A 23,860-nucleotide genomic window follows, 5' to 3' on the forward strand; every position below is an offset into this window, starting at 1 on the left:
GGTCATCCGCCTTTAGAAGGTACGGCCGATGTTGAAGGAGAAGACTTCGGTATCGTCCCCTTCGTATTTCTTGATCGGTTTCGCCAACACGAACACCAGGGGCCCCATGGGGGAGAGCCACTGCAGCGACAGGCCGGTCGACACCCGGATGTTGCTGGGGTCGGAGTAGTCCATCAGATAGCTACAGCCGCTGAAGCAACGGTTCTCGTAATCGCTGTAGTCGAAGGTGGTGTCCCACACGGTACCCGCATCGACGAAGAAGCTGGTCCGCAGCTGGGGCTGATAGCTTTCAGAGGCGAACGGCGTCGGCACTATCATCTCGAAGGAGGCGACCGCCAGGGCATTGCCCCCCACCGAGCTGTCGGTACCCTGGATCACGTCGTTACCGCCCAGGTTGTAGTAGTAGAGCGCCTTCGGACCCACTGTGTTGCTCTTGAAGCCGCGCAGGGTGTCAAAGCCACCGGCATAGTAGTTCTCGAAGAACGGCAGGACGTGCTCATAGTCACCGTTGCTGCCATAACCGTTGCCGTAGGAGGCGCGGGCCTTGGCCAGCATGACCCACTTGTGGTCCGCATCGAGCGGGAAGTAATGGGAGTCTTCGGCGTTGAGCTTGAAGTACTGCAGATCCATGCCCGGCACCGTCACCTTGGCATTCACGCGCTGACGGTCACCGGCAGTCGGGAACTGGCCCTTGTTAAGGGTGGAACGGGTCCAGCCGGCGGTGACGTCGACGGTGTTGAACACCATGCGGTTGTCGCCATCCAGGTTGGCTTGATACACCTTCCAGAACTCATCCACCTGCACATAGGGGTTGGGCTGGGAGAGCTTGTTGTTCTCGTAGCCGAGGCTGAAGTCGAGACGGTTGTTCTCGTTGACCGGGAAACCGCTGGAGAGACGGAAACCGATGGTGGTGTTCTCGTAATCCACGATGTTGGCGTCGGCCGCACTGAACTTGTTGTAGTAGAGGCGGCCGCCCAGGCTGACCCCATCGACGGTGAAGTAGGGATCGTTGTAGCTCAGATCGATGTTCTTCGAGTAGTCGTTGGTGCTGGCGTTGATGCCGATCTTCTTGCCGGTCCCCATGAAGTTGTCCTGCTGCAGGCCCGCCTGCAGGCTCAGGCCTGACTCGGTACCGTAGCCGACACCGGCGTTGATGGAGCCGGCAGGCTGCTCCTTGACCTTGAAGTCGAGGTCAACCTGGTCATCGCTGCCCGGTACCCGCTTGGTATCCACTTCTGCGGTTTCGAAGAAGCCGAGGCGGTTGAGACGGGTCTTGGACTGCTCCACGTTGTCGGAGGAGAGCCAGGTGCCTTCCATCTGGCGCATCTCGCGACGCAGCACTTCGTCCTTGGTGGTGACGTTGCCGCTGAAGTTGATGTTGCGCACGTAGACGCGAGGACCCGGCTCCACGTTGACGATGAGCTCGACTTCCTTGGTCTGGTCATTGATCTGGGGGAAAGTGACCACTTTCGGATAGGCGTAACCGTAACGACCGAGGAACTTGGAGAGCACCTCTTCGGTGTGGGTCACCTGGCTGGCGGAATAGACGCTGCCGGCCTCGATGGGGATGAGCCCCTTCATGTCGCCACCGCGATCGATGAGGTCGCCCTTGAGCTGGACGCCGGAGACCTTGTACTGATCCCCTTCCTTGATGTTGAGGGTGACGTAGACCCCTTTCTTGTCAGGGGTCATGGAGACCTGGGTGGACTCCTGGGTGAAACGGATGTAGCCGCGGTCCATGTAGTAGGAGCGCAGCACTTCGAGGTCACCCGCCAGCTTCTGCTTCTGATAACGCTGGTCGCCGGTGAAGTTCCACCAGGGCACGTCGTCCTTGAGGGAGAGCTGGGCCAGCAGCTTCTCTTCCGGGAAGACGTTGTTGCCGACGATGTTGATCTGCTGGATCTTGGCGGCCTGACCTTCCACGAAGGTGAACTTGAGGTCGACCCGGTTGCGCGGCAGCGGGGTGACGATGGCCTTGACCTTGGCGGAGTACTTGCCCACGCCGTAGTAGAAATCTTCCAGCCCCTTCTCGAGGGAGCTCAGCACGGTGCGATCCAGGGGATCACCGACCCGGATGCCGGAGGACTCCAGGCTCTGGGTCAGCTGCTCTTCCTTGATGTCCTTGTTGCCGGAGAATTCGATGCTGGAGATGGTCGGGCGTTCCTTGACCACGACCTGCAGCACCTGACCGTCACGATAGACCTTGACGTCTTCGAAGTTGCCTGAGGCATAGAGCTTCTTGATGGCGTTCGCCAGCGCCACGGAATCGACGGAATCACCTACCCGCACCGGCAGGTTCAACAGGGCGGCACCCAGGGTCACCCGTTGCAGGCCCTCGACCTGAATGTCTTGCACCACAAAAGAGGCCGGGGCAGCCTGAGCCAGGAAGCTAGCCCCCAGCAGGCAACTCAACACCAATGCTTTTTTAACAGCCATTTTGTTCTTATGTGTCCTTGTTGATGCTCTGGCCTCAGAGGCGAGCGAAATCATTAAACAGCGCAATGCCCATCAGTAACATCAGAATGGCGGCGCCTATCCTGAACCCAACTTCCTGAATTTTTTCCGGTACCGGCTTGCCGGTGACCGCCTCGATGAGGAAATAGACCAAGTGGCCACCATCCAGTACCGGCAGGGGAAACAGGTTGATGATCCCCAGGTTGACGCTGATGAGTGCCAGGAACCCGAGGAAATAGACCAACCCGTAATCGGCGCTGCTGCCGGCCCCCTTGGCGATGGAGATGGGGCCGCTCAGATTGTCCAGGGAGACGATGCCACCGATCAGCTTGCCTATCATGTCGAAGGTCAGGGTGATCAGGCTCCAGGTCTTCTGGACCCCGTGCCACAAGGCCTGTAAAGGCCCATACTGTAACAGAGTTCGATACTCATCCGGTAATGGAACCAGTTGCGGCGACAACCCCACAAAGCCGACCAGCTGGCCACGTACTTTCTTGGCATCCGGGGTCAGGGGCAGGGTGATATCGCTGCCCGCCCGCTCGACGGTCACCTGCATCTGCTGTTCCGGCGACTGCTGCACCCGCTCGACAAACTCTGCCCATTCGGTGATGGCTTGTCCATCGACCCCTTTGATGCGATCCCCTATCTGAAGACCGGCCTTCTCGCTGGCGCTCGACGGTACCACGGCCTCCACCACGGGCAGCACCTTGCCGCCGAGAGGCACTATCCCGAGGCTCCCGATGGGGGACTCCTTGTCCGGATCGAACGTCCAGCCCTCGAGCTGGAGCGTCTTGTCCACGGCGTAGCTGGTATTGGCCGCCTTGAGCTTGAGCTGGACCGAATCATCGCCAAGGTGGCTGATGAGGGCATAGGTCACGCTCTCCCAGTCACCTGTCTCCTCGCCGCCGACGCCGACGATCTCCATGCCGGGCTCGATGCCGGCCTGAGCCACGATGGAGGCGGGGCGCACCTCGCCGACCACCGGCTTGACGCTCGGCACCCCGATCATGAACATCAGCCAGAAGGCGAACAGGGCGAACACAAAGTTGGCCATGGGGCCGGCCGCGACGATGGCCATTCGTGCCCAGACGCTCTTGTGGTTGAAGGCGTACTGCTCCTCGCCCGGCTTGAGCTCGTCGACCCGCCCATCCAGCATCTTGACGTAGCCACCGAGGGGAATGAGCGCCAGCACGTACTCGGTACCGTCCTTGCCGAGCCGGCGCCAGATCGCCTTGCCAAACCCGATGGAGAAGCGCTCCACCTTGACGCCGCAGCGACGGGCGACCCAGAAGTGACCGAACTCATGCACCGCCACCAGCAGCCCGAGGGCGACGATGAAGGCGCCGATATTCCACAACACGCCGCCCATCAGTGCGTCACCTCAACGGCAGCAAGAGGGGCGTCACACCAACGCGGTTCATTCATCGGGCAAGTACCTCTATCAGTTGCTGGGCACGGGCACGGGCCGTACCGTCCAGGGCGATGAGATCCGCCAGCGAGCCTGCGGCACTCGTGCCCAGCTCGGCCATGACGGATTCGTTGACTCTGGCAATATCCATAAATCCAATCCGCTCTGCAAGAAAAGCCGCGACGGCCTCTTCGTTGGCGGCATTGAGGGAAGTGGTCGCCGCCTGCCCCTGCTGGCAGGCCGTCATGGCAAGCTGCAGACAGGGGTAGCGCGCGTAGTCGGGCCGGATAAAGCTGAATTCTCCGACACTGAAGAAATCCAAAGGTTCCACGCCAGACTCAATCCTGGCCGGGTAAGCCAACGCGTGGGCGATGGGGGTGCACATGTCCGGGTTGCCAAGCTGGGCCAGGACGGAGCCATCCTTGTACTGCACCATGGAGTGGATGACCGACTGGGGATGGATCACCACCTGGATCTGTTCGGGCGCCGCATTGAACAGCCAGCGCGCCTCTATGTACTCCAGCCCCTTGTTCATCATGGTGGCGGAGTCCACCGAGATCTTGGCCCCCATGGACCAGTTGGGATGCGCCACCGCCTGGGCAGGGGTGACGTGGGCCAGCTCGCCGATGTCGGTGTAGCGGAAGGGGCCGCCGGAGCCGGTCAGCAGGATCTTGCTGATGCCGGCGCCTGCCAGATCGCAAAAGCCCGGCTGGCGCTGGATGGCCTCGGGCAGACACTGGAAGATCGCGTTGTGTTCACTGTCGATGGGCAGCAACTCGGCACCGTGGGCGCGCACCGCCTCCATAAAGAAGGCCCCGGACATCACCAGCGCCTCCTTGTTGGCCAGCAGGATCCGCTTGCCGGCGCGCACGGCAGCCATGGTGGGCGCCAGACCCGCCGCGCCGACGATGGCCGCCATCACGCTGTGTGCCTCGGGATGAGCGGCCACGTCGCACAGGGCGGCCTGGCCTGAGAGCACCCGGGTGGTGCAGCCATGGGCCTTGAGCCGGCCCGCCAGATCGCTGGCAGCCGCCTCGTCCACCATGACGGCGAAGCGGGGAGAGAATTCGAGGCAGGCCCGCAGCATGGCGTCCACGCTGCGGGCCGCGGTCAGCGCCAGCACCTGCCAGCGCCCGGGATTTTGTCGCAGTACCTTGAGGGTGCTCTGACCGATGGAGCCGGACGCTCCCAGGATCACCAGGTTATGCATCAAGACTCCTGAATGGGTATCAGACTGATGGAGCGGGACGCTCCCGGGATCATCAGTGCGCGAGGCATCAAAACTCCTGACCGAGCAACAGGTAGCTGAGCAGGAACACCGGCAGGGCCGCCGTCAGGCTGTCGATGCGATCCAGGATGCCGCCGTGGCCTGGCAACAGGGTACCGGAATCCTTGATGCCGGCCTCCCGCTTGAACATACTCTCGGTGAGATCGCCGAGTACGGATGCCAGCACCGCCAGCAGGGAGCAGAGCAGCACGGTCACCATCTTGGCAGGCACGAACCCCATGAACCAGGTCACGCCCACGGCCAGAAGGCTGGCGGTGAACATGCCGCCCAGCATGCCTTCGATGGTCTTGCCCGGGCTGACGGACGGTGCCAGCTTGTGCTTGCCGAACGCCTTGCCGAAGAAATACGCGCCAGAATCTGCCGCCCAGACCAGTCCCATCACGAACAGCAGGATCCAGGCCCCCATCATGGGGTCGTGGTAGAAGTTGTAGCCACGGATGGCCACCAGGGACCAGAAGAAGGGCACCAGGGTCACCAGGCCGAACAGGGACTTGAGCCAGATGGACTCTCGCCACAGCCTGGCACTGCGCGGGTAGCGCAGCACCAGCAGCAGCCCCAGCAGCCACCAGCTGACGGCAGTCCAGAGCACGCCCATCACCAGCGGATGCAGTTGGGGGATCCAGAGTTGCTCCACCGGCACCCAGAACAGGCTGGCTCCGAGCAACAGGCAGAACACCAGCGGCAGCCACTGCTGCGGCTGGGCAGAAACGAAGGCACTCCACTCACGGCTCGCCAACAGGAAGACCAGGGCAGCAAGCAGGGCAAAGAATTTCAATGGCAGGAAAAACAGCGCCCCCAACACCAGGGGCACTAACAGTAGTGCTGTAATAATTCGTTGTTTTAGCAAAAGAAACCTCTCTCTTGGGAGCGGGGTTTAGCCGGTCTGTTGCGCGGCGATCAATTCCCGGATCTGTTCACCCGTACACCCGAAACGACGCTCGCGAGCAACGAAGGAGGCAACTGCCCCACTGAACTCGGCCTCGTCGAAATCGGGCCACAGGACCGGGGTAAAATAGAGTTCCGCATAGGCAAGCTGCCACAACACGAAGTTGCTGATGCGATGATCACCACCGGTGCGGATCAGCAGATCCACCGGCGGCAGGTCGGCCATGCAGACCTCGCGTCCCAGTGCAGCCTCGTCGACCGCCTCGGCATCCAGCTCGCCTGCGGCCACGGCCCGAGCCAGCTTGCGGGCCGCCTGGGCGATGTCCCACTGACCGCCATAGTTGGCGGCGATGTTGAGGGTCAGCCCCCGGTTGTCGGCGGTCAGGGCCTCGGCCTTGGCGATCTTGGCCTGCAATCGTTCACTAAAACGAGAGGTATCGCCGATCACCTTGAGACGGATCCCGTTTTCGTGCAGTTTTTGTACCTCACGCCCCAGCACTGTCATGAAGAGCTCCATGAGGGCATTGACCTCCCCCTCGGGGCGGCGCCAGTTTTCACTGGAAAACGCAAACAGGGTCAGCGCCTCCATCTTGGCACGGGCGGCAAAGGACACGGCCTCACGCACGGATTTCACGCCCGCCTTGTGACCGGAGACCCGCATCTTGCCGCGGTTCTGGGCCCAGCGACCATTGCCATCCATGATGATGGCGACGTGACGAGGCAAGGACGAGCCGGCGCTATCGCCAAGCGCAGCCAAAAGCGACATTCATTTCTCCCACAAAGACAAAAGCGCCGTGCAGGGGCACTACACGGCGCTCGTAATATACCTGTCGGAGGCTTAGATTTCCATTAGCTCCTTTTCCTTCGCAACCAGGGCGTCATCCACCAGCTTGATGAAGGTATCGGTCAGCTTCTGGATCTCTTCCTGGGCACGACGGTCGTCGTCTTCGGAGATCTCTTTGTCTTTGAGCAGGGCCTTCAGATCGGCGTTGGCATCGCGACGGATGTTACGAATGGCGACGCGGGCACCTTCGGCTTCGGCACGGACGATCTTGGTCAGATCGCGGCGACGCTCTTCGGTCAGCGGCGGCAGCGGCACGCGCAGGGTCTGGCCGTTGCTGGACGGGTTCAGGCCCAGATCGGAGGTCAGGATGGCTTTTTCCACCGCCTGGATCATGGAGCGATCGAAAATGGAAATGGAGAGGGTACGGGCATCTTCTGCCACCACGTTGGCCAACTGCTTCAGAGGAGTGGCAGCACCGTAATACTCCACCTGGATGCCGTCGAGCAGGCTCGGGTGAGCACGGCCGGTACGGATCTTGGACATCTGGGTCTTGAGCGACTCTACGCTTTTGCCCATGCGGTCCTTGGCGTCGTTTTTAATCTCGTTGATCACAGTGGTTTTCCTTTTGGCGAACGAGCCGGCGGGCGGCCCGTATCTATCTTGTTGACTGGCGTAATGGACAAGCGAGCAGGGCTCACACTTGCCTTACTTGCTGCCCTGGTGGATCAGGGTACCTTCCGGCTCGCCCATGATCACCCGGCGCAGCGCGCCCGGTTTGTTCATGTTGAACACCCGGATCGGCAGATCGTGGTCGCGGGCCAGGGTAAAAGCAGCAAGATCCATCACTTTGAGTTCTTTTTCAAGAACTTCATCATAACTCAGTTCCTGATAGAGCACTGCATCCGGGTTCTTGACCGGATCGTCGGTGAACACACCATCGACCTTGGTGGCTTTCAGCACCACGTCGGCTTCGATCTCGATGCCGCGCAGGCAGGCCGCGGAGTCGGTGGTAAAGAAGGGGTTGCCGGTACCGGCGGAGAAGATCACCACCTTGCCGGCACGCAGCTGGCTGATGGCCTCTGCCCAGCTGTAGGAGTCGCAGACCCCCTGCAGGGAGATGGCAGACATCAGGCGGGCATTCACATAAGCACGATGCAGGGCATCACGCATGGCCAGGCCGTTCATGACGGTCGCCAGCATGCCCATGTGGTCACCCACCACGCGGTTCATGCCCGCCTTGGCAAGACCGGCACCACGGAACAGGTTGCCGCCGCCGATGACCAGACCGACCTGAACACCCAGCTCAACCAGCTCTTTGATCTCTTGGGCCATCCGTTCCAGCACCGCCGGATCAATGCCGAAACCCTCGGATCCTTGCAGGGCTTCACCACTCAACTTCAGAAGAACACGTCTGTATGCAGGCTTGGGATTGGTACTCATGTCACTGATTCCTGGTCATATAAAGACCGCGACATAAGTCGCGGTCTGGGGAAACGGAAAAACCGGTTCGATTAGGCCTTCTGAGCGGCCGCGATCTGGGCTGCTACTTCAGCAGCGAAGTCGGTCTCTTGCTTCTCGATGCCTTCGCCCACTTCGAAACGGGTGAAGGAAACAACGTCAGCGCCTTCTTTCTTCAGCAGCTCGGCAACGGTCATGGAAGGATCTTTCACGAACGGCTGACCAGTCAGGGAAACCTCACCGGTGAACTTCTTCATGCGGCCTTCAACCATCTTCTCGGCGATCTCTTTCGGCTTGCCGGAGTTGATGGCGATGTCGATCTGGATTTCGCGCTCTTTGGCAACGACTTCAGCAGACACGTCTTCGGGCTTGACGAATTGCGGGCTGTTGGCAGCAACGTGCATGGCCAGATCTTTGGCCAGCTCGTCGGTACCGCCGACCAGCTTGGTGATAACACCGATACGGGAGCCGTGAACGTAGGTGCCCAGGTTGTCACCTTCAACCAGCATCACGCGACGCAGGTTCATGTTCTCACCGATCTTGGCGATCAGGTTGGTGATGGTCAGCTCTACGGACTCGCCGTTACCGAAGTCGGCGGCTTTCAGCGCGTCAACGTCAGCGATTTTCTGGGTAGCAGCGATCTCGACGATCTTCTGACCCATGGCCAGGAAACCGGCATCCTTGGAAACGAAGTCAGTCTCGCAGTTCAGCTCGATCATGACGGCAACGTTGCCTTCGGTACGGGCGAAGATCACGCCTTCAGCGGCGATACGGCCCGCTTTCTTGGCGGCCTTGGCCTGACCGGATTTACGCATGTTTTCGATAGCCAGCTCGATATCACCGTTGGCTTCTTCCAGCGCTTTTTTGCAATCCATCATGCCAGCGGCGGTGCGCTCGCGCAGTTCTTTTACCAGGGCGGCAGAAATGTTTGCCATGTCCAGTATCCTCGGTCTTGAATTGACAAGAAACAGGGGCCACAAGGGCCCCTGCTAACCAATTACATCAGCTTGGTTAATAAGGGCTTTTCAGTCCTTATCAATTACTCAGCTTCAACGAAGCCATCTTGTTCGGCTTGAACAACGATGTCCTGCTCGCGGGCTTCCAGAACGGTGTCAGCAGCAGCGTTCAGGTACAGCTGTACGGCACGGATAGCGTCGTCGTTACCCGGGATGACATAGTCAACGCCGTCCGGGTTGGAGTTGGTATCAACGATGGAAACTACCGGGATACCCAGGTTGTTGGCTTCTTTGATAGCGATGTGCTCGTGGTCGGCATCGACAACGAACAGAACGTCAGGCAGGCCGCCCATGTTCTTGATACCACCCAGGCTCTTCTCCAGCTTTTCCATTTCGCGAGTACGCATCAGCGCCTCTTTCTTGGTCAGCTTGTCGAAGGTGCCGTCTTGGCTCTGGGTTTCCAGATCTTTCAGGCGCTTGATGGACTGACGAACGGTTTTCCAGTTGGTCAGCATGCCGCCCAGCCAGCGGTGGTTAACATAGAACTGGTCGCAACGCTCAGCGGCTTCTTTAACGGCTTCAGACGCGGCACGCTTGGTACCAACGAACAGTACCTTGCCTTTCTTGGCAGCTACGGAGCTGATGAAGTTCATGGCATCGTCAAACATCGGAACGGTTTTTTCCAGGTTGATGATGTGAACCTTGCTGCGGGCGCCGAAGATGTAGGACTTCATTTTCGGGTTCCAGTAACGAGTCTGGTGACCGAAGTGAACGCCGGCTTGCAGCATGTCGCGCATAGAAACTTTAGCCATTTTATACCTCTGTATTGGGGTTAGGCCTCCACACATCCCATGTAACCGACCCCAAGGGGGCACCCCGGTACAGGTGTCGATGTGTGTGTGTTGTTTAAGTAAGGGTGATGGAGGGGGACACGAGTTCCCCATTCCGGCGCGCTTTATACCATAAGTTTGGTCACGACACCACCAGCGGCAGCGCTAAAAATGGATCCCTGCACAGTGTGCGACCGCTGGATGACGTTGCGATGACGATCACACTGGAAGTAAACGGGGGTTGGGGATAAAATTTCGCCCTGATTGCAAACGCATCTATTTTTCATTACCCGGTTGCTGGTCATCGCCAGGATGCGCAACCGGGCCCCAAGAGAGATCCCATGTCCATTAAAATCAAGACACCGGAAGAGATTGAAAAGATGCGCGTTGCCGGCCAGCTGGCTGCCGACGTGCTGGTCATGATCGCCCCCCACGTCAAGGCAGGCGTCACCACAGACGAACTGAACACCCTGTGCCATGACTACATCGTCGACGTACAGCAGGCCATTCCCGCACCGCTCAATTACCACGGCTTCCCCAAGTCCATCTGCACCTCGGTCAACGACGTGATCTGCCACGGCATCCCGAACCACAAGAAGCTGCGGGAAGGGGACATCATCAACCTGGACATCACCGTCATCAAGGATGGCTACCACGGCGACACCTCCGCCATGTTCATCGTGGGCCAGACCACGCCCCTGCGCCGCCAGCTGTGCAAGATTGCCCAGGATAGCCTCTACGCCGCCATCAAGAAGGTGCGTCCGGGTGCCTGCATCACCGAGATCGGCGCCGTGATCCAGCCCATCGTCGAGCAGGCCGGTTTCTCCGTGGTGCGCGACTACTGCGGCCACGGCATCGGTGCCGAGTTCCACGAAGAGCCGCAGATCCTGCACTACCGCAACGGCGGCAAGCTGGAGCTGAAGGCCGGCATGTGCTTCACCATCGAACCCATGGTCAACAGCAAGAAGTACCACTGCAAGGTCAATCCGAAGGACGGCTGGACCGTCACCACCAAGGACGGCGGCGACTCCGCCCAGTGGGAGCACACCCTGCTGGTGACCGAGGATGGCTGCGAGGTGCTGACCCTGCGCCCGGACGACACTATCGACCGTCTCATCAAACACGGTTAACATCAAACCCCGGCCCCTCGCCGGGGTTTTGTTTTTATCAGCCGCAGGCCCCGCACGGCGGCCTGCGACAAGAGTGTGAGACGCCATGGACGCCAGCCTGCTTTCCCCCCATCTGCTGCCCGACGATCAGCTCACCCGCGAGAACTGCAAGGAGTACCTGAGCCGTTTTCTCGGCTGGCTGCACGAGCGCTTCGATGCCGGTGACAACATCATCGAACTGGTGGCCACCCGCTCCGAATACATGGATGCGCTGCTGACCCGGCTGTGGCACAAGTTCGGGTTCGACAAGACGGAACTCACCCTGATCGCGGTGGGGGGTTATGGCCGGGGCGAGCTGCACCCCCACTCGGATATCGACCTGCTGCTGCTCTACGAAGGGGATGAGCTGGACGAGGTGCTGGGGCTGCGCATCGGCGAGTTCATCACCCTCTTGTGGGATCTCAAGCTGGAGGTCGGCCAATCGGTGCGCAACGTGGCCGAGTGCATCGAGCAGGGGCGTGCCGACATCACGGTCGCCACCAACCTCATCGAGGCACGCTATATCACCGGCCGTCTGGCGGGCTTCGAGCAGTTGCAGGCCGCCACCCAGCCCCAGCACTTCTGGCCGAGCGAATCCTTCTTTCGGGCCAAGCGCGAAGAGCAGACCCTGCGTCACCAGCAGTTCCTCGGCACCGCCTACAAGCTGGAGCCGGATCTCAAGAACAACCCTGGGGGTCTTCGCGACATCCAGACCCTGGCCTGGGTCGCCCGCCGCCACTTTGGCGCCACCACCCTGTTCGAGATGACCAGCCACGGTTTTCTGAACCGCGCCGAGTATCGCGAGCTGCTCGACTGCCAGAACTTCCTGTGGAAGGTGCGCTTCGCCCTGCACATGGCCATCAACAAGGGGGACAACCGCCTGCTGTTCGACCGCCAGCGCACCGTGGCCCAGATGCTGGGCTTCGAGGGGGAAGGCAACGGCCCGGTAGAACAGATGATGAAGCGCTTCTACCAGACGGTGCGGCGCGTAGCCGAGCTCAACGAGATGCTGCTGCAGCTGTTTGACGAGGCGATCCTCGGCAACACTGCCATGGACGTGCGCCGCATCAGCGACGAATTCCAGCTGCGTGGCCGCCTCATCGATGCGGTGGACTCCGAGCTGTTCGGCAGGGATCACGCCGCCATCCTGCGCCTCTTCTACCAGATAGCCCAGCACCCGGAGATCGCCGGCATCCACTCCGCCACCCTGCGCCAGTTGCGCGAGGCCAGGCGTACCCTGAGCTGCTGGCTGCAGGATCTGCCCGAGTGCCGCCGCCTCTTCATGGCGCTCCTGCGCCACCCCAACGGCATCGGCCAGCCGCTCACGCTCATGCACAAATACGGGATCCTGGCGGCCTACTTGCCCCAATGGAATCTCATCGTCGGCCAGATGCAGTTCGACATGTTCCACGCCTACACGGTGGACGAACACACCCATCGCCTGCTCCAGAACATCCACCGTTTCCCCAACCCGGCCAGCCGCCAGACACACCCGCTCTGCCACGAGGTGTTCACCCAGCTGCGCAAACCCGAGCTGCTCAGCATTGCCGCCCTGTTCCACGACATCGCCAAGGGACGGCGGGGGGATCACTCCGAACTCGGCGCCGTGGATGCGCTGGAGTTCTGTCAGTTGCACGGGCTGGATCGTTACGAGAGCCGCCTGGTCGCCTGGCTGGTGCGCCATCACCTGTTGATGTCGGTGACCGCCCAGCGCCGCGACATCTACGATCCGGACGTGGTGACCGACTTTGCCCAGAAGGTGCGCGACGAGTTGCACCTCGATCTGCTCTATTGCCTGACCGTGGCCGACATCTGCGCCACCAACGACACCCTGTGGAACGACTGGAAGGGAACCCTGCTCAGGGAGCTCTATTTCGCCACCCAGAAAGCCTTGCGCCAGGGGCTGGAGAACCCGCCGGACATGCGCCTCAAGATCCGCGAGAACCAGCGCCAGGCCAGGCAGATCCTGGCCCAGCGCGAGGTGCCTCTGGAGGCGGTCAACACTCTCTGGAACGACTTCAAGGCCGACTACTTCCTGCGCCACAGCCCGGAGCAGATCGCCTGGCATTGCCGCAAGATCATCGCCCATGGCGACAACCCGGCCCCTCTGGTGCTCATCGGCAAGCACCCCATCCGCGGCGGCAGCGAGGTGTTCATCTATTGCCGCGACATGCCCAACCTCTTTGCCACCGTGGCCTCGGCGCTGGATCAGAAGAACCTCAGCATCCATGACGCCCAGATCATGAACTCGCGCAACGACTACGTGCTGGATACCTTCATCGTGCTGGAGCCGAGCGGCGAGCCCATCAGCCCCAATCGCACCGCCACCATCAAGAAGGCGCTGGAGAAGGCGTTGCAGGAGCCGGGCAAGCTGGTGCTGCGCAGCAAACCCCTGTCACGGCGCCACCGCCAGTTCAGCGTGCCGACCCGGGTGGTGTTTCTGCCCCACAAGGGGGAAAACCGCCACACCCTGCTGGAGTTGACGGCACTGGATACCCCGGGCCTGCTGGCACGCATCGGCGCCGTGTTCCAGCAGTGCGGGCTGTCGCTCCACGCGGCCAAGATCACCACCATTGGCGAACGGGTGGAGGACTTCTTCAGCCTCACCACCCTGGCCGGGGAGCCCCTCAGCCAGGCCGAGCAGCAGGCGCTGGAAGAGAGACTGGTCAACCAGCTCAATCCCAGGGAGCCCGGTGATGAGGCGGGCTGAACAGGCCATGAAAAAGCCTCATAAGAGGCTTTTTCATGGTATTGATTTCTCAATCATAACAAGTGGTTGGGCCACTCAAGCACAATAAAACGCCTTTCTTCGGAAGAAATCGGCAAGAGCCCTTAAAAACGATTGGAAAAGTGTGATACAACAAACAGAATTTTTTAAAGGAAACCTGTCATGACCCAGTTGCAACAGACCATCGAAGCGGCCTTCGAGCGCCGTGACTCCATCACTCCCGGCTCCGTCGATGCCGCCACCAAGGCCGCCATTCTGGAAGCCATCGACCTGCTGGACTCCGGCAAGGCCCGGGTCGCCGAGAAGATCGCCGGCGAGTGGGTCGTCCACCAGTGGCTGAAGAAGGCCGTACTGCTCTACTTCCGCATCAATGACAACGGCATCATCAAGGGCGACGACGCCCAGTACTACGACAAGGTTCCCCTCAAGTTCTCCGACTACAGCGCCGAGCAGTTCAAGGCCGCCGGTGTGCGCGTGGTGCCGCCGGCCACCGCACGCAAGGGCTCCTTCATCGCCCCCAATACCGTGCTGATGCCCTCCTACGTCAACATCGGCGCCTTCGTCGATGAAGGCACCATGGTCGACACCTGGGCCACCGTGGGCTCCTGCGCCCAGATCGGCAAGAACGTGCACCTCTCCGGCGGCGTCGGCATCGGCGGCGTGCTGGAACCGCTGCAGGCCAACCCGACCATCATCGAGGACAACTGCTTCATCGGTGCCCGTTCAGAGGTGGTGGAAGGCGTGATCGTGGAAGAGGGCTCCGTCATCTCCATGGGCGTCTTCATCGGCCAGTCCACCCGCATCTATGACCGTGAGACCGGCGAGATCCACTATGGCCGCGTCCCGGCCGGTTCCGTGGTCGTCTCCGGTTCCCTGCCCTCCAAGTGCGGCAAGTACAGCCTGTACGCGGCCGTCATCGTCAAGAAGGTGGATGCCAAGACCCGCGCCAAGGTGGGGATCAACGCCCTGCTGCGCTCCATCGACGAGTAATTCCTCGCCGATGTCATCGAGGGCACCTCTGGTGCCCTTTTTCATGCCCGGTCTCATAGGCCCGCCAGATTCCCTGCCCCTTTATCACTACGCCCCTCTTGCCAGGCAATGCCGCCTATGGCCGTGCTGGTGAGGCACTCCCCTCCCCCTTTGCTCGTCGATACAAAAGACCGCTTTGAAGCCATCCTGAATTTGGCGCACCTGTCACAGGCAAGCGGGCGCGACTCGGGTAAGATATACGGGTCAGGATCGTTTCAAACCAAGGAAGCCCGATGTACGAGAATCTGAAGAGCCTGGGGATCCAGGAGCCCACCTCGGTGGACAGCTACACCCTGCGCCAGGAAGCCAACCACGACATCCTCAAGATCTATTTCAAGAAGCAGAAGGGCGAGTTTTTCGCCAAGAGCGTCAAGTTCAAGTATCCCCGTCAGCGCAAGACCATGCTGGTCAACTCGGGCACCCATGAATACAAGGATGTCACCGAGATCAACGCCAACCTCAAATACGTGGTGGACGAGCTGGACAGTCTGACCCAGGGCGGACAGACCCAGGCCGACCCGGATATCAAGCAGAAGATACTGCGCGACCTGCGCCATCTGGAAAAGGTGGTACAGAACAAGATCAGCGAGATTGAGCGGGATCTCGAGAAGCTCTAGCCTCTTCCCAATGCATCAGGCGCCATCAGGCGCCTTTTTTGTTCCTCTTCGCCGGGATCAGACTACCTCGTCTCGGCGATTCTCCTGACTCGCGCCCAGCAAAAAGGGAGGCTTGCGCCTCCCTTTTCGGAACTCGGTATGAAAGCAGGGATTAGTTGCTCTTCATCCAGATGTCCATGTCGGTTTTCAGGTTGTCGGACTTGGTGCCGAAGATGGCCTGTACACCAGAACCTGCAACCACTACACCGGCAGCGCCCAGCTTCTTCAGACCAGCCTGGTCAACCTTGGCCACGTCCTTCACACCGACACGCAGACGGGTGATGCAGGCGTCCAGGGAAGAGATGTTCTCTTTGCCACCGAAGGCAGAGACCAGAGCGGCAGACATCTCGTCCTTGCTCTGAGCGGCAGAGGACTCTTGTGCGGTCTCATCTTCGCGACCCGGGGTCTTCAGGTTCATGGCGCGGATAACGAAGCTGAATACGACGTAGTAGACAGCGGCATAGACCAGACCCAGACCCACCAGCAGCAGCATGTTGCTGGCACGCGGGGATTGTACGATGAAGTCGATGAAGCCGTTGGAGAAGGTGTGGCCGTGCACGACACCCAGCATGTTGGTCAGCACGTAAGCCAGACCAGCCAGCAGGGCGTGGATGGCATACAGCACCGGAGCCACGAACAGGAAGGAGAACTCGATAGGCTCGGTGATACCGGTCAGGAAGGAGGTCAGGGCTGCGGAGGCCATGATACCAACGATCTTGGCACGGTTTTCCGGCTTGGCAGCGTGTGCGATGGCAAACGCAGCGGCAGGCAGACCGAACATCTTGAACAGGTAGCCACCGGCCAGCTGACCGAAGCCGTTACCGGCAGCGCGGGTAGCATCATCAGCGGTCAGGAAGCAGGTCATGATGCCGTGTACGGTTTCACCGGCGGCGTTGACACAGGTACCAGCCTGGTAGAAGAACGGCACGTTCCAGATGTGGTGCAGACCGAACGGGATCAGGGAGCGCTCAACCACGCCGTAGATGCCGAAGGCCAGTACCGGGTTCTGGTTGGCAGCCCAGTCGGAGAAGGCACCGATGGCACCACCGATCGGCGGCCAGATGAAGGAGAGCAGAACACCCAGACCGATAGCAACGAAGCCGGTGATGATGGGAACTGCACGTTTGCCAGCGAAGAAGCCGAGGTACTCGGGCAGCTGGATCTTGTAGAAGCGGTTGAACGCCCAGGCAGCGACACCACCGGCGAGAATACCCCCCAGTACGCCGGTATCGATGCTTTCGACACCCATCACAGGGGCCATCACCTTCAGGGTGGCAACCATGATGCCGTAACCAACGATGGCGGACAGGCCGGATACACCGTCGTTATTGGTGAAGCCAAGGGCCACGCCCACGGCAAACAGCAGGGCCATCTGACCGAAGACAGAACCACCGGCCTGCTCCATCAGTTGGGAGACGATTTCCGGCAGCCAGCTGAAGTGGGCAGCACCCACCCCCAGCAGGATACCTGCAACGGGCAAGACCGATACTGGCAGCATCAGCGCCTTACCGACCTTTTGCAGATTAGAGAAAGCATTTTTGAACATGTGTGCGCTCCTGAATGGATTTTTTCCGACAACGACACAGTACAGGTTATGGATGACGATATTCTTCATCCGCGATAGTACCGAAGACGTTTCCCGGGTTGCTTATTTTGACCATCAGAATATAACCCAGAAGAATTAGAAATGCCTTAGCCCAGAGCAAGCTAATAATAAATTTGGAGGAGAGATCACAAGATAATAAATAAGCAGGAAGGGGACTATCTTGAATATTATTTCGTATTGTTATGGTTTCACCGCAAAAAGAAAAAAAGCACTTCAAAATAAATCATACAGAAACAAAACAATACCCAACGAAACTCATTGTAACTATATGTAACTTATTGCAGTTTTATATTATCCAGTCTACCGATTAAAAAGGCCTCCAACAAGGGAGGCCTCCAACAAATATTAATTTAAATAACCCCGGTTATTTAGTTCTTTTGTGAGCGCTTAACCGCATCAATAAAGACGGACTTCGCCTTGGTTGAACCGGCACGCTCGGCCTCGCTCACGAGCTGCATCGCCTTGTCGATATCCCCGGCTTTCACGGCCTTCTCGATCTGGGCGTTGTAGAAGCTCTCGGTCTCGCTCAGCATGGCGGGAGCCGGCGTGCTCGGAGCTGCGGCCACTGCAGCCGTAGTCGCTGTCGCAGCCACGGCAGTCGCGGCCGGCTTGGCCTGGCTCATGGCAACCTTGTCGGCGTATTCCGGCTTGAATACGGCCTCCAGGCCTTGCCCCTTGGCCATGTCCGTCACCTTGATCTGTACCAGGCCCCAGGGGGAATGCGGGATCACGGGGTCCTTGATATCTGGCTCGACCGTACCATTGGCGCGGGCAAAGGCCTTGGCGGGGTGCAGGATGGTGGTGCTGCTGGACAGCTCATCGGCCGGTGCGTAGACAACCATATAGGTTTCTGTGGCGGGATTGCCCGGCATGCTGCGATCCACGAACACCCGGCCTTCGATCCTGTCGTTGTCGAGCAGGTGGGCAGGCTGGTACGCAAATACCGATTCACCCAGCACGCGCGTTACCTTGAACTGGGCATCCAGCATGATCACCTTGGGAACCAGCACCGTCTTGCTCACCTGGGAGGCCAGCGTGATGGCCAGGTTGCCGGTATTGGCCGGAAGACGATAGGCGGCAAAGTAGCTCATCCCCTCGTCAAACTGATAACTGGGCTGCTTGCCATCGATGGCCAGCAGCGTCTCGCCTTCCGGCAGAGAAACATAATTGAATTCGTTGAAATCCTGGCAGCAGCTCGTCGTCTGGGAGAGCGCCTGCTTGGCCTGGTCGGCATTGCTCAGGATGGAGGCGTGCTCCTGCACGGGCACGACCATGCTACCGGAACAGCCGGCCAACAGCGCGGTAACCACGGCCGCGATAGACATCTTTACCAGTTTCATTCTTCTTATCTCCATAACCCGGTTGCCAAATCCAGCGAAACAAAACTGCCCCCATAAGGGGGCAGTGACTAACTTAACTGAAGATACTGCTTACCACCAAGCTTCTGCTTGTACGCCGAAGTTCCAAGTGTCATCGGATGTACCACCATTGAACGCATTACCCTTCATATCCTGCTTGTCTTGGGCAAGGTAAGAGGCAAACACGCGGATCTCCGGGCGAGCCCAGAAGCTGGAACCGGCAGACCAGGCCTGCGCCAGAGTCAGCTTGTAACCAGAATCCTCAAGGGAAGAACCATTGGTGGACTTGTTCTTGTCCTTGAAGTAGCCACCTTCAAAGATGGTCTTGTTGAAGTCATCCCACTTGTACATCGGGCGAGCAACGACGGACATGGTTTCCCATTTGTCATTGCCAACCCACATCTCGTTGCCTACCCCGTAAACCAGCTGGTGACCCATTTCCCAGGAGTTGCCCATCGGGATGACGCCCCAGTTGATGATACGGAAGCCATCGGCACCATCTTTGGCCTCTGCACCGTACCAGGAGCCGTCACCCCAGAAGGCAAACGCCTTGGAATAGCCTTCGGTACCGTACTGCAGCACGGTCTTGTTGAAGCCCCCGAAGATGCCTTGGGTAAGCTCGGCGGTGAGCATGACACCATCTTTGGCATTCTTATACTGCGGATTGGCCGAATCTTTTTGGGCGTCGGATGGATTGGCAATCGCATAATCTACGCCAACTTCCAGTGAACCGTCTTGCCACAGCGGGATGCCGGCATAACGCAGATCCAGAGTGTTGACATTCATTTCATCATTGTATGTCCAGCCATCACTCGTACCACTGCGGTCGTTGCGAACCCAAGCAAAGGAAACCTTGCCAGGACCGGCTTGGATGCCTTCGATACCGGCACCGGCACCGGAGATGTTCCAGTAGTAGAAGTCAGAGATGTGGACGTCATGGCGTTGGTAGTAGCGCTTACCGGCCCAGAGGGTGGCTTCCGGCGCGAAGCCCAGCAGCCCCTTGGCTTGTACGTTGAACTGACGCAGAGCAAAAGTAGCGTCTTCCTTATTTTCACATCCGTCCAATGTTGAGCCATCGGCAGAGGTACATTGGAATCGAGACTCTGTGGACTCCCAGTCATTAGACCCATTGGATGTCATTGCAACCATGGAGTCCACATAGAAGGTTTTACCATCTTTGTTGAAGACCTCAGAACCCAGCTGGATTTCGCCATAGGTATCCGCTTCATTACCCAGACGACCAACTTTCTGTTTTGCATTATCTGACAGACCAGTCTGCATGCTTCCATCCTCGGAAACACCGACACCTGAACGGAAGTAGCCGTGGAAATCAACGGCGAAGGCGGCTTGGGAAGCCAGGGCTGCGGTAACTGCTGCAGCAATCGGGAGCCACTTTGCTTTCATTTTCATTTTCCTTATTCCCGCTGAGAGGAGTGTGATCCTGATATTCAAGTTCTTATCACCGGAAAAACGTTTTGGTGATAACCGGGGTCGATTATATGTACCCAATTTCGGTACAAACATGAGCTGATTCACAAAATGGTGACAAATCGCCCGCTTAGCGCCGGGTGAGCGAAATGAAGATGATGTAAGAACAAAAAAGGAATATAAAAACCCAAAAACAACAAAAAGAAGCAATCACAAACCAAGGAAAGCGGTTTCAAACATTAATTCGCGATGATGATTAAGTGTGAGCATCACCACTCAGTGACAAAAACATGACTGAAATCGCTTTCAATGGGGAACTTTTAATTTTCTGATTTGTCGCCATTCTGATGAATATCAGCCTGACAAAGGGCTTCACCGGCGAGAAAAATAACGGAGAAAAAGGCGGAGAATATTTGAGGGAATGAGGAAAAACACACCGAAATAATGCTCCCCCGTCATCGGTATCCCGGGGGAGAAATTAAAAAACCAGACCCAATCCGGCTACAGCCTATTCTCCCAGGTTTTCAGCCAGGCCAGCGCAGCCACCTCGGGTTCATCCTCCACGGTCGCATCTATCTCAAGACGCGGCACCAGGGCCTCGGCAGCCAGCTCCTGCAACAGCTCGTCGAGCCGCCGTCCCGCCCCGCAGAAGTGTTCATAACTGCTGTCGCCCATGGCGATGAGGGCATAGCGCCACCCCTTCATATAAGGTGCGCGATCCGCCAGGGCGCTGGCGAAAGGCTGAAGATTGGGAGGTATATCCCCCTGCCCAGTCGTGGCGCTGACGATCAGCAGGAATCGGGAGGCATCGATGTCCGTCAACTCGGCCTCCTCATGGAGGTGGCAGACATGGCCATTGGCTTCCAGGTGGTCACTCAGGGTCTCGGCCACCAGCATGGCTGCGCCATAGACGGTGCCGACCAGGATGTCGATCTCGGCCATCAGCGCCTCCCCAGAGGCGCTCGCGGGCCCGGTTCCAAGCTCAGGAGGGCGCACGCCGGCAAAGCAGGTGCGCACTGTATTGCGAAGGAAAATGCGTGTGAAACCATGAGTCATTCCTCTGACGGGCGTGGCCTACAGCATGCCACAGCCCGGTCAGAGGCAACAGATGGAGACGGGGATCAGCCGCCGTAGTCGCTCTCGCTGGCGGGCCATCCCAGTTCGGCGAACAGTTGCAGTACCTGGGAACCCAGCGGCGCCTGGATCCGCATCGGCACCTTGAGCACGGGGTGCTCGAAGCTCAAGCGGTGGGCGATCAGCAGCAGCCTGTCGCAGCCGTAGTGCTCGCGAAAGAAGCGGTTGTGCCGGCCATCACCATGGGTGGTATCACCGACGATGGGATGGAACAGGTGGTCCAGGTGGCGGCGAAGCTGATGCTTGCGCCCTGTCTTGGGAAAGAGCCGCACCAGGCTGTAACGGCTGGTGGGATGCTTCTTGGAGACCGCATGGGGCAGCTCGACCTGATGCAGGCGACGAAACGCGGTCACCGCCTCCTGGGCGGGGCGATCCGAGTCGCTGAAGGCATCGGCAATCTTGTCCAGCTGCTCCTTGAGCGGATAGTCGATGAGCCCCTCCTCCGGCGCCCATCCCCGCACCAGGGCCAGGTACTCCTTGTGCACCCGGCGTGCGGCAAACGCCTCGGTCAGGGTGCGGGCGACGGCAGGATCCAGCGCAAACAGCAGCACGCCCGAGGTGGGCCGGTCGAGCCGATGTACCGGATAAACGTGGCGGCCCCCGATGAGATCCCGGGTCATCTGCATGGCGAAGCGGGTCTCCCCCTTGTCGAGCCAGCTTCGATGCACCAGCAGGCCGGACGGCTTGTTCACCGCCACCAGCCAGTCATCCTGATAGAGCAGGGTCAGGGGCAAGGCTTTCTCGACATCGGTCTGCTCCGCCATCATTGGTCAACCACTTTGCCGGAGAGCAGCAGATCGAAACGGGCGATCAGGCGCAGCAGGGCCTCCACCTCGGCCAGCTCTTCCTTATAGACTTCACTCGCCATGGGATAGAGGGAGACGCTGGTCGGCAGCGGCGCCTGCAACAGCACCAGCTGCTCCATGCGCGGGATCAGCACGAACTGCAGCCACTGATCGAAACTCAGGGTATCGACGCAAAACGGCAGCTCGCTGGCCAGCGCCTCCTCCCCCGGATGCTCGGCTTGCCAGCGTTCCAGACGTTGCAACTCGGCGGTCAGTTCTCCCAGCAGGCCGGCCACCAGCAGATATTGATTCATCTCGCTCACTTCCTCATTCGTGCGGCCGGCGAATGCCGGCGCCCCACTCAATACAGCCATCAAAAAGGGGCGCTACTATACACTGCCCCCGGGGTGGCTGCCATGTTGCCGTCGCCACCGTGCCCGGTGTGGCCACCACTGGCTATCTGGTGCAGCCTCCTTATAATCCCCCGCATCACCTTCAAGCCGGATCTCCCCATGTCTTCCATCAACACGCTGACCGAATTTCTGACCCAGGCCGATACCCAGTTCCAACTGTTCGACATGGGCCGCCAGGTGCGCCCGCTGGCGAACGACCTCTTCATCCGCATCGAGCAGCAGCAGGAGCCCTACCCCTGGCCGCTGCAGCAGCATGCCTGGCTCGGCGTGCACTTCTTCCAGCCAGCCGAGTCGAAACACTATCTCTGGTTCCTCAAGTTTGCGCTCGATGAGCGCGGCCTGCTCATCTCGAGCGGCCCCAAGCACTTCATGGATCAGGTGGTCGAGACCCTGGGCTACAAGCTCACCGGGGAGTTGGATGAAGAGAAGGCCCAGCGCCTCGCCGACAACCCCTACACCTTCCGGCCGGCCGAAGCCAAGATGGCGAGCCTGCACGCCAAGCTGGCCCGCCAGCTGGAGCAGGCACCGTCCGCCTACTACGAGGCGCTCTGCCACTACCTGGCAGCGCCCGGGGAAGAGGGATGGCAGAACCTGGGATTGCAAGGCTTCGCCGATCTCGCGGAGCGGCTGCAGGATGAACGCAATCTTGCCCTGGTATGCAAGGCCCTGCCGAAGCTGCCGCAAGCGCCCCTCTATGCCCTGTGCCAGAGCCTGGAAAACGCCCCCCTGCCCCCGGCTCTGCAGGGCGCCCTGCTGGAGCGCATCGGCAAGGAGCAGGAGTGCGCCGACCCCGATGCCGAGACCCTGGCCTATCTGTGCCGGGCACTGGCCTCCTGCCCCGGCAATGCCCTGCGCAGCAACAAGCTGCTGACTCTGCTGCAGACCCGCTCCAGCCCGTCCCTGTTGCTTGCCATCGCAGGCCGTCTCTGGCCCGATCTCAAGAGCCCCGAGTTGCTCGGCCTGTTTTTGGAACAGCTCGCCCTGCAACCCACCCAGTTCTTCAACCAGGTGTTTGCCGAACTCGTGACCCTGCCGGCCCTGCGCAATGATATGCTGGCAAGGCTGCGTGACCCCGAACGCAGCGAGGCACTGGGTCAGGCCATCGGCCGCCTGTTCACCTCGGCGTAGGGATATCCGATACCAAGGCCCGGCCCCCGCGGGAGCCGGGCCCCGCTCATGCATCACAGAAGGAACCCGTTGATGGGAGAAATGCTTGGGATCTTGCTGCTCGGCCTCGTCGGCTGGGCCTTCTGGCAACAGCGCCGCCAGGCGGAGCTGGCATGGCAATACATGCGCCGCTACTGCCAGCACCACGATCTGCAACTGCTGTCGCTGGCACGCACCCACCGCGCCCTGGGCCACAAGCCCCTGCGCCTGCTCACCTACTACCAGTTCGAGTTTTCCAGTGACGGGGAGAGTCATTACCAGGGCCAGCTTTGCATGCAGGGCTTGCACGTCGCCGGGGTCGAGCTGCCACCCCATCGTCTGCCCTCCTAGGGACTGGCTATAATT

Annotated in this window: 21 protein-coding genes; 6 read left to right on the forward strand and 15 right to left on the reverse strand. The window is 59.7% G+C overall.

The features are described 5' to 3' along the window. Nucleotides 1–12 precede the first annotated feature (12 nt). From bamA to rpsB, 9 genes are all read right to left on the reverse strand, one after another. The gene (bamA, locus tag I6L45_RS01165; RefSeq protein ID WP_043758723.1) at nt 13–2,436 is read right to left on the reverse strand and encodes an outer membrane protein assembly factor BamA; all 2,424 of its coding nucleotides are present in this window, start codon (nt 2,434–2,436) and stop codon (nt 13–15) included. Between the two features lie 34 nt (nt 2,437–2,470). After that, on the reverse strand, nt 2,471–3,823 hold the full coding sequence (gene rseP / locus I6L45_RS01170; protein ID WP_216983217.1) for a sigma E protease regulator RseP: 1,353 nt from the start codon (nt 3,821–3,823) through the stop codon (nt 2,471–2,473). A gap of 52 nt (nt 3,824–3,875) precedes the next feature. Next, a complete protein-coding gene (ispC, locus tag I6L45_RS01175; RefSeq protein ID WP_216983218.1) occupies nt 3,876–5,072 on the reverse strand; it encodes a 1-deoxy-D-xylulose-5-phosphate reductoisomerase in 1,197 nt (398 codons plus the stop codon). Between the two features lie 67 nt (nt 5,073–5,139). Then, the gene (locus I6L45_RS01180) at nt 5,140–5,997 is read right to left on the reverse strand and encodes a phosphatidate cytidylyltransferase (protein ID WP_216983219.1); all 858 of its coding nucleotides are present in this window, start codon (nt 5,995–5,997) and stop codon (nt 5,140–5,142) included. A 27-nt stretch (nt 5,998–6,024) separates the two neighbouring features. After that, nucleotides 6,025–6,801: a polyprenyl diphosphate synthase gene (uppS, locus tag I6L45_RS01185; RefSeq protein ID WP_134695735.1), complete on the reverse strand. Its 777-nt coding sequence runs from the start codon at nt 6,799–6,801 to the stop codon at nt 6,025–6,027. A gap of 72 nt (nt 6,802–6,873) precedes the next feature. Beyond that, the gene (frr, locus tag I6L45_RS01190) at nt 6,874–7,431 is read right to left on the reverse strand and encodes a ribosome recycling factor (protein WP_043758714.1); all 558 of its coding nucleotides are present in this window, start codon (nt 7,429–7,431) and stop codon (nt 6,874–6,876) included. 93 nt (nt 7,432–7,524) lie between these two features. Next, complete coding sequence (gene pyrH / locus I6L45_RS01195; RefSeq protein ID WP_043758712.1) at nt 7,525–8,259, reverse strand: UMP kinase; 735 nt, start codon at nt 8,257–8,259, stop codon at nt 7,525–7,527. Nucleotides 8,260–8,330: 71 nt separating this feature from the next. Beyond that, a complete protein-coding gene (tsf, locus tag I6L45_RS01200; RefSeq protein WP_010673404.1) occupies nt 8,331–9,212 on the reverse strand; it encodes a translation elongation factor Ts in 882 nt (293 codons plus the stop codon). Between the two features lie 104 nt (nt 9,213–9,316). Next, nucleotides 9,317–10,045, reverse strand: a complete 729-nt coding sequence (rpsB, locus tag I6L45_RS01205; protein ID WP_005343780.1) for a 30S ribosomal protein S2 — start codon at nt 10,043–10,045, stop codon at nt 9,317–9,319. 359 nt (nt 10,046–10,404) lie between these two features. Here rpsB and map point away from each other — a divergent pair, with 359 nt between their 5' ends. The 4 genes from map to I6L45_RS01225 all read left to right on the forward strand — a co-directional run bounded on the left by map (nt 10,405) and on the right by I6L45_RS01225 (nt 15,585). Further along, complete coding sequence (gene map / locus I6L45_RS01210; protein ID WP_043758708.1) at nt 10,405–11,193, forward strand: type I methionyl aminopeptidase; 789 nt, start codon at nt 10,405–10,407, stop codon at nt 11,191–11,193. An 85-nt stretch (nt 11,194–11,278) separates the two neighbouring features. Beyond that, a complete protein-coding gene (glnD, locus tag I6L45_RS01215; protein ID WP_210548093.1) occupies nt 11,279–13,921 on the forward strand; it encodes a bifunctional uridylyltransferase/uridylyl-removing protein GlnD in 2,643 nt (880 codons plus the stop codon). A gap of 180 nt (nt 13,922–14,101) precedes the next feature. Beyond that, nucleotides 14,102–14,929, forward strand: a complete 828-nt coding sequence (gene dapD / locus I6L45_RS01220; protein ID WP_025327920.1) for a 2,3,4,5-tetrahydropyridine-2,6-dicarboxylate N-succinyltransferase — start codon at nt 14,102–14,104, stop codon at nt 14,927–14,929. Between the two features lie 272 nt (nt 14,930–15,201). Continuing rightward, complete coding sequence (locus I6L45_RS01225) at nt 15,202–15,585, forward strand: DUF3461 family protein (protein WP_042074730.1); 384 nt, start codon at nt 15,202–15,204, stop codon at nt 15,583–15,585. A 151-nt stretch (nt 15,586–15,736) separates the two neighbouring features. Here I6L45_RS01225 and ptsG read toward each other — a convergent pair whose 3' ends face one another. The 6 genes from ptsG to I6L45_RS01255 form a co-directional block, all read right to left on the reverse strand. Beyond that, nucleotides 15,737–17,170, reverse strand: a complete 1,434-nt coding sequence (gene ptsG / locus I6L45_RS01230; RefSeq protein ID WP_043758701.1) for a PTS glucose transporter subunit IIBC — start codon at nt 17,168–17,170, stop codon at nt 15,737–15,739. A gap of 428 nt (nt 17,171–17,598) precedes the next feature. After that, entirely contained in the window at nt 17,599–18,570 is a 972-nt protein-coding gene (locus tag I6L45_RS01235) for a MalM family protein (protein WP_216983220.1), read from the reverse strand. 90 nt (nt 18,571–18,660) lie between these two features. Next, nucleotides 18,661–19,992, reverse strand: a complete 1,332-nt coding sequence (locus tag I6L45_RS01240; protein ID WP_302054804.1) for a maltoporin — start codon at nt 19,990–19,992, stop codon at nt 18,661–18,663. A gap of 525 nt (nt 19,993–20,517) precedes the next feature. Beyond that, nucleotides 20,518–20,958 (reverse strand): flavodoxin, encoded by a 441-nt coding sequence (locus I6L45_RS01245; protein WP_216983222.1) that lies wholly within the window; start codon nt 20,956–20,958, stop codon nt 20,518–20,520. Between the two features lie 179 nt (nt 20,959–21,137). Beyond that, complete coding sequence (gene truC, locus I6L45_RS01250; protein ID WP_216983223.1) at nt 21,138–21,917, reverse strand: tRNA pseudouridine(65) synthase TruC; 780 nt, start codon at nt 21,915–21,917, stop codon at nt 21,138–21,140. Beyond that, nucleotides 21,914–22,249 (reverse strand): YqcC family protein, encoded by a 336-nt coding sequence (locus I6L45_RS01255; RefSeq protein WP_043758692.1) that lies wholly within the window; start codon nt 22,247–22,249, stop codon nt 21,914–21,916. Before I6L45_RS01255 ends, truC begins: the two co-directional genes overlap by 4 nt. A 198-nt stretch (nt 22,250–22,447) precedes the next feature. On the opposite strand from I6L45_RS01255, the gene I6L45_RS01260 reads away from it, so the two are divergent. Then, the gene (locus I6L45_RS01260; RefSeq protein WP_216983224.1) at nt 22,448–23,476 is read left to right on the forward strand and encodes a DUF3549 family protein; all 1,029 of its coding nucleotides are present in this window, start codon (nt 22,448–22,450) and stop codon (nt 23,474–23,476) included. Nucleotides 23,477–23,548: 72 nt separating this feature from the next. Next, the gene (locus I6L45_RS01265) at nt 23,549–23,845 is read left to right on the forward strand and encodes a DUF3301 domain-containing protein (RefSeq protein ID WP_039039421.1); all 297 of its coding nucleotides are present in this window, start codon (nt 23,549–23,551) and stop codon (nt 23,843–23,845) included. The last annotated feature ends 15 nt before the right edge of the window (nt 23,846–23,860 follow it).

Origin of the sequence: Aeromonas sp. FDAARGOS 1415, assembly GCF_019048365.1 — a bacterium.
GTDB lineage: Bacteria > Pseudomonadota > Gammaproteobacteria > Enterobacterales > Aeromonadaceae > Aeromonas > Aeromonas taiwanensis.

Excerpts from the sequence above, each read along its gene's own strand:
- bamA (WP_043758723.1), bottom strand. The coding sequence starts at position 2,436 with ATGGCTGTTAAAAAAGCATTGGTGTTGAGTTGCCTGCTGGGGGCTAGC.
- rseP (WP_216983217.1), bottom strand. The coding sequence starts at position 3,823 with ATGGGCGGCGTGTTGTGGAATATCGGCGCCTTCATCGTCGCCCTCGGG.
- ispC (WP_216983218.1), bottom strand. The coding sequence starts at position 5,072 with ATGCATAACCTGGTGATCCTGGGAGCGTCCGGCTCCATCGGTCAGAGC.
- uppS (WP_134695735.1), bottom strand. The coding sequence starts at position 6,801 with ATGTCGCTTTTGGCTGCGCTTGGCGATAGCGCCGGCTCGTCCTTGCCT.
- pyrH (WP_043758712.1), bottom strand. The coding sequence starts at position 8,259 with ATGAGTACCAATCCCAAGCCTGCATACAGACGTGTTCTTCTGAAGTTG.
- tsf (WP_010673404.1), bottom strand. The coding sequence starts at position 9,212 with ATGGCAAACATTTCTGCCGCCCTGGTAAAAGAACTGCGCGAGCGCACC.
- rpsB (WP_005343780.1), bottom strand. The coding sequence starts at position 10,045 with ATGGCTAAAGTTTCTATGCGCGACATGCTGCAAGCCGGCGTTCACTTC.
- map (WP_043758708.1), top strand. The coding sequence starts at position 10,405 with ATGTCCATTAAAATCAAGACACCGGAAGAGATTGAAAAGATGCGCGTT.
- glnD (WP_210548093.1), top strand. The coding sequence starts at position 11,279 with ATGGACGCCAGCCTGCTTTCCCCCCATCTGCTGCCCGACGATCAGCTC.
- dapD (WP_025327920.1), top strand. The coding sequence starts at position 14,102 with ATGACCCAGTTGCAACAGACCATCGAAGCGGCCTTCGAGCGCCGTGAC.
- I6L45_RS01225 (WP_042074730.1), top strand. The coding sequence starts at position 15,202 with ATGTACGAGAATCTGAAGAGCCTGGGGATCCAGGAGCCCACCTCGGTG.
- ptsG (WP_043758701.1), bottom strand. The coding sequence starts at position 17,170 with ATGTTCAAAAATGCTTTCTCTAATCTGCAAAAGGTCGGTAAGGCGCTG.
- I6L45_RS01235 (WP_216983220.1), bottom strand. The coding sequence starts at position 18,570 with ATGAAACTGGTAAAGATGTCTATCGCGGCCGTGGTTACCGCGCTGTTG.
- I6L45_RS01240 (WP_302054804.1), bottom strand. The coding sequence starts at position 19,992 with ATGAAAGCAAAGTGGCTCCCGATTGCTGCAGCAGTTACCGCAGCCCTG.
- I6L45_RS01245 (WP_216983222.1), bottom strand. The coding sequence starts at position 20,958 with ATGGCCGAGATCGACATCCTGGTCGGCACCGTCTATGGCGCAGCCATG.
- truC (WP_216983223.1), bottom strand. The coding sequence starts at position 21,917 with ATGATGGCGGAGCAGACCGATGTCGAGAAAGCCTTGCCCCTGACCCTG.
- I6L45_RS01255 (WP_043758692.1), bottom strand. The coding sequence starts at position 22,249 with ATGAATCAATATCTGCTGGTGGCCGGCCTGCTGGGAGAACTGACCGCC.
- I6L45_RS01260 (WP_216983224.1), top strand. The coding sequence starts at position 22,448 with ATGTCTTCCATCAACACGCTGACCGAATTTCTGACCCAGGCCGATACC.
- I6L45_RS01265 (WP_039039421.1), top strand. The coding sequence starts at position 23,549 with ATGGGAGAAATGCTTGGGATCTTGCTGCTCGGCCTCGTCGGCTGGGCC.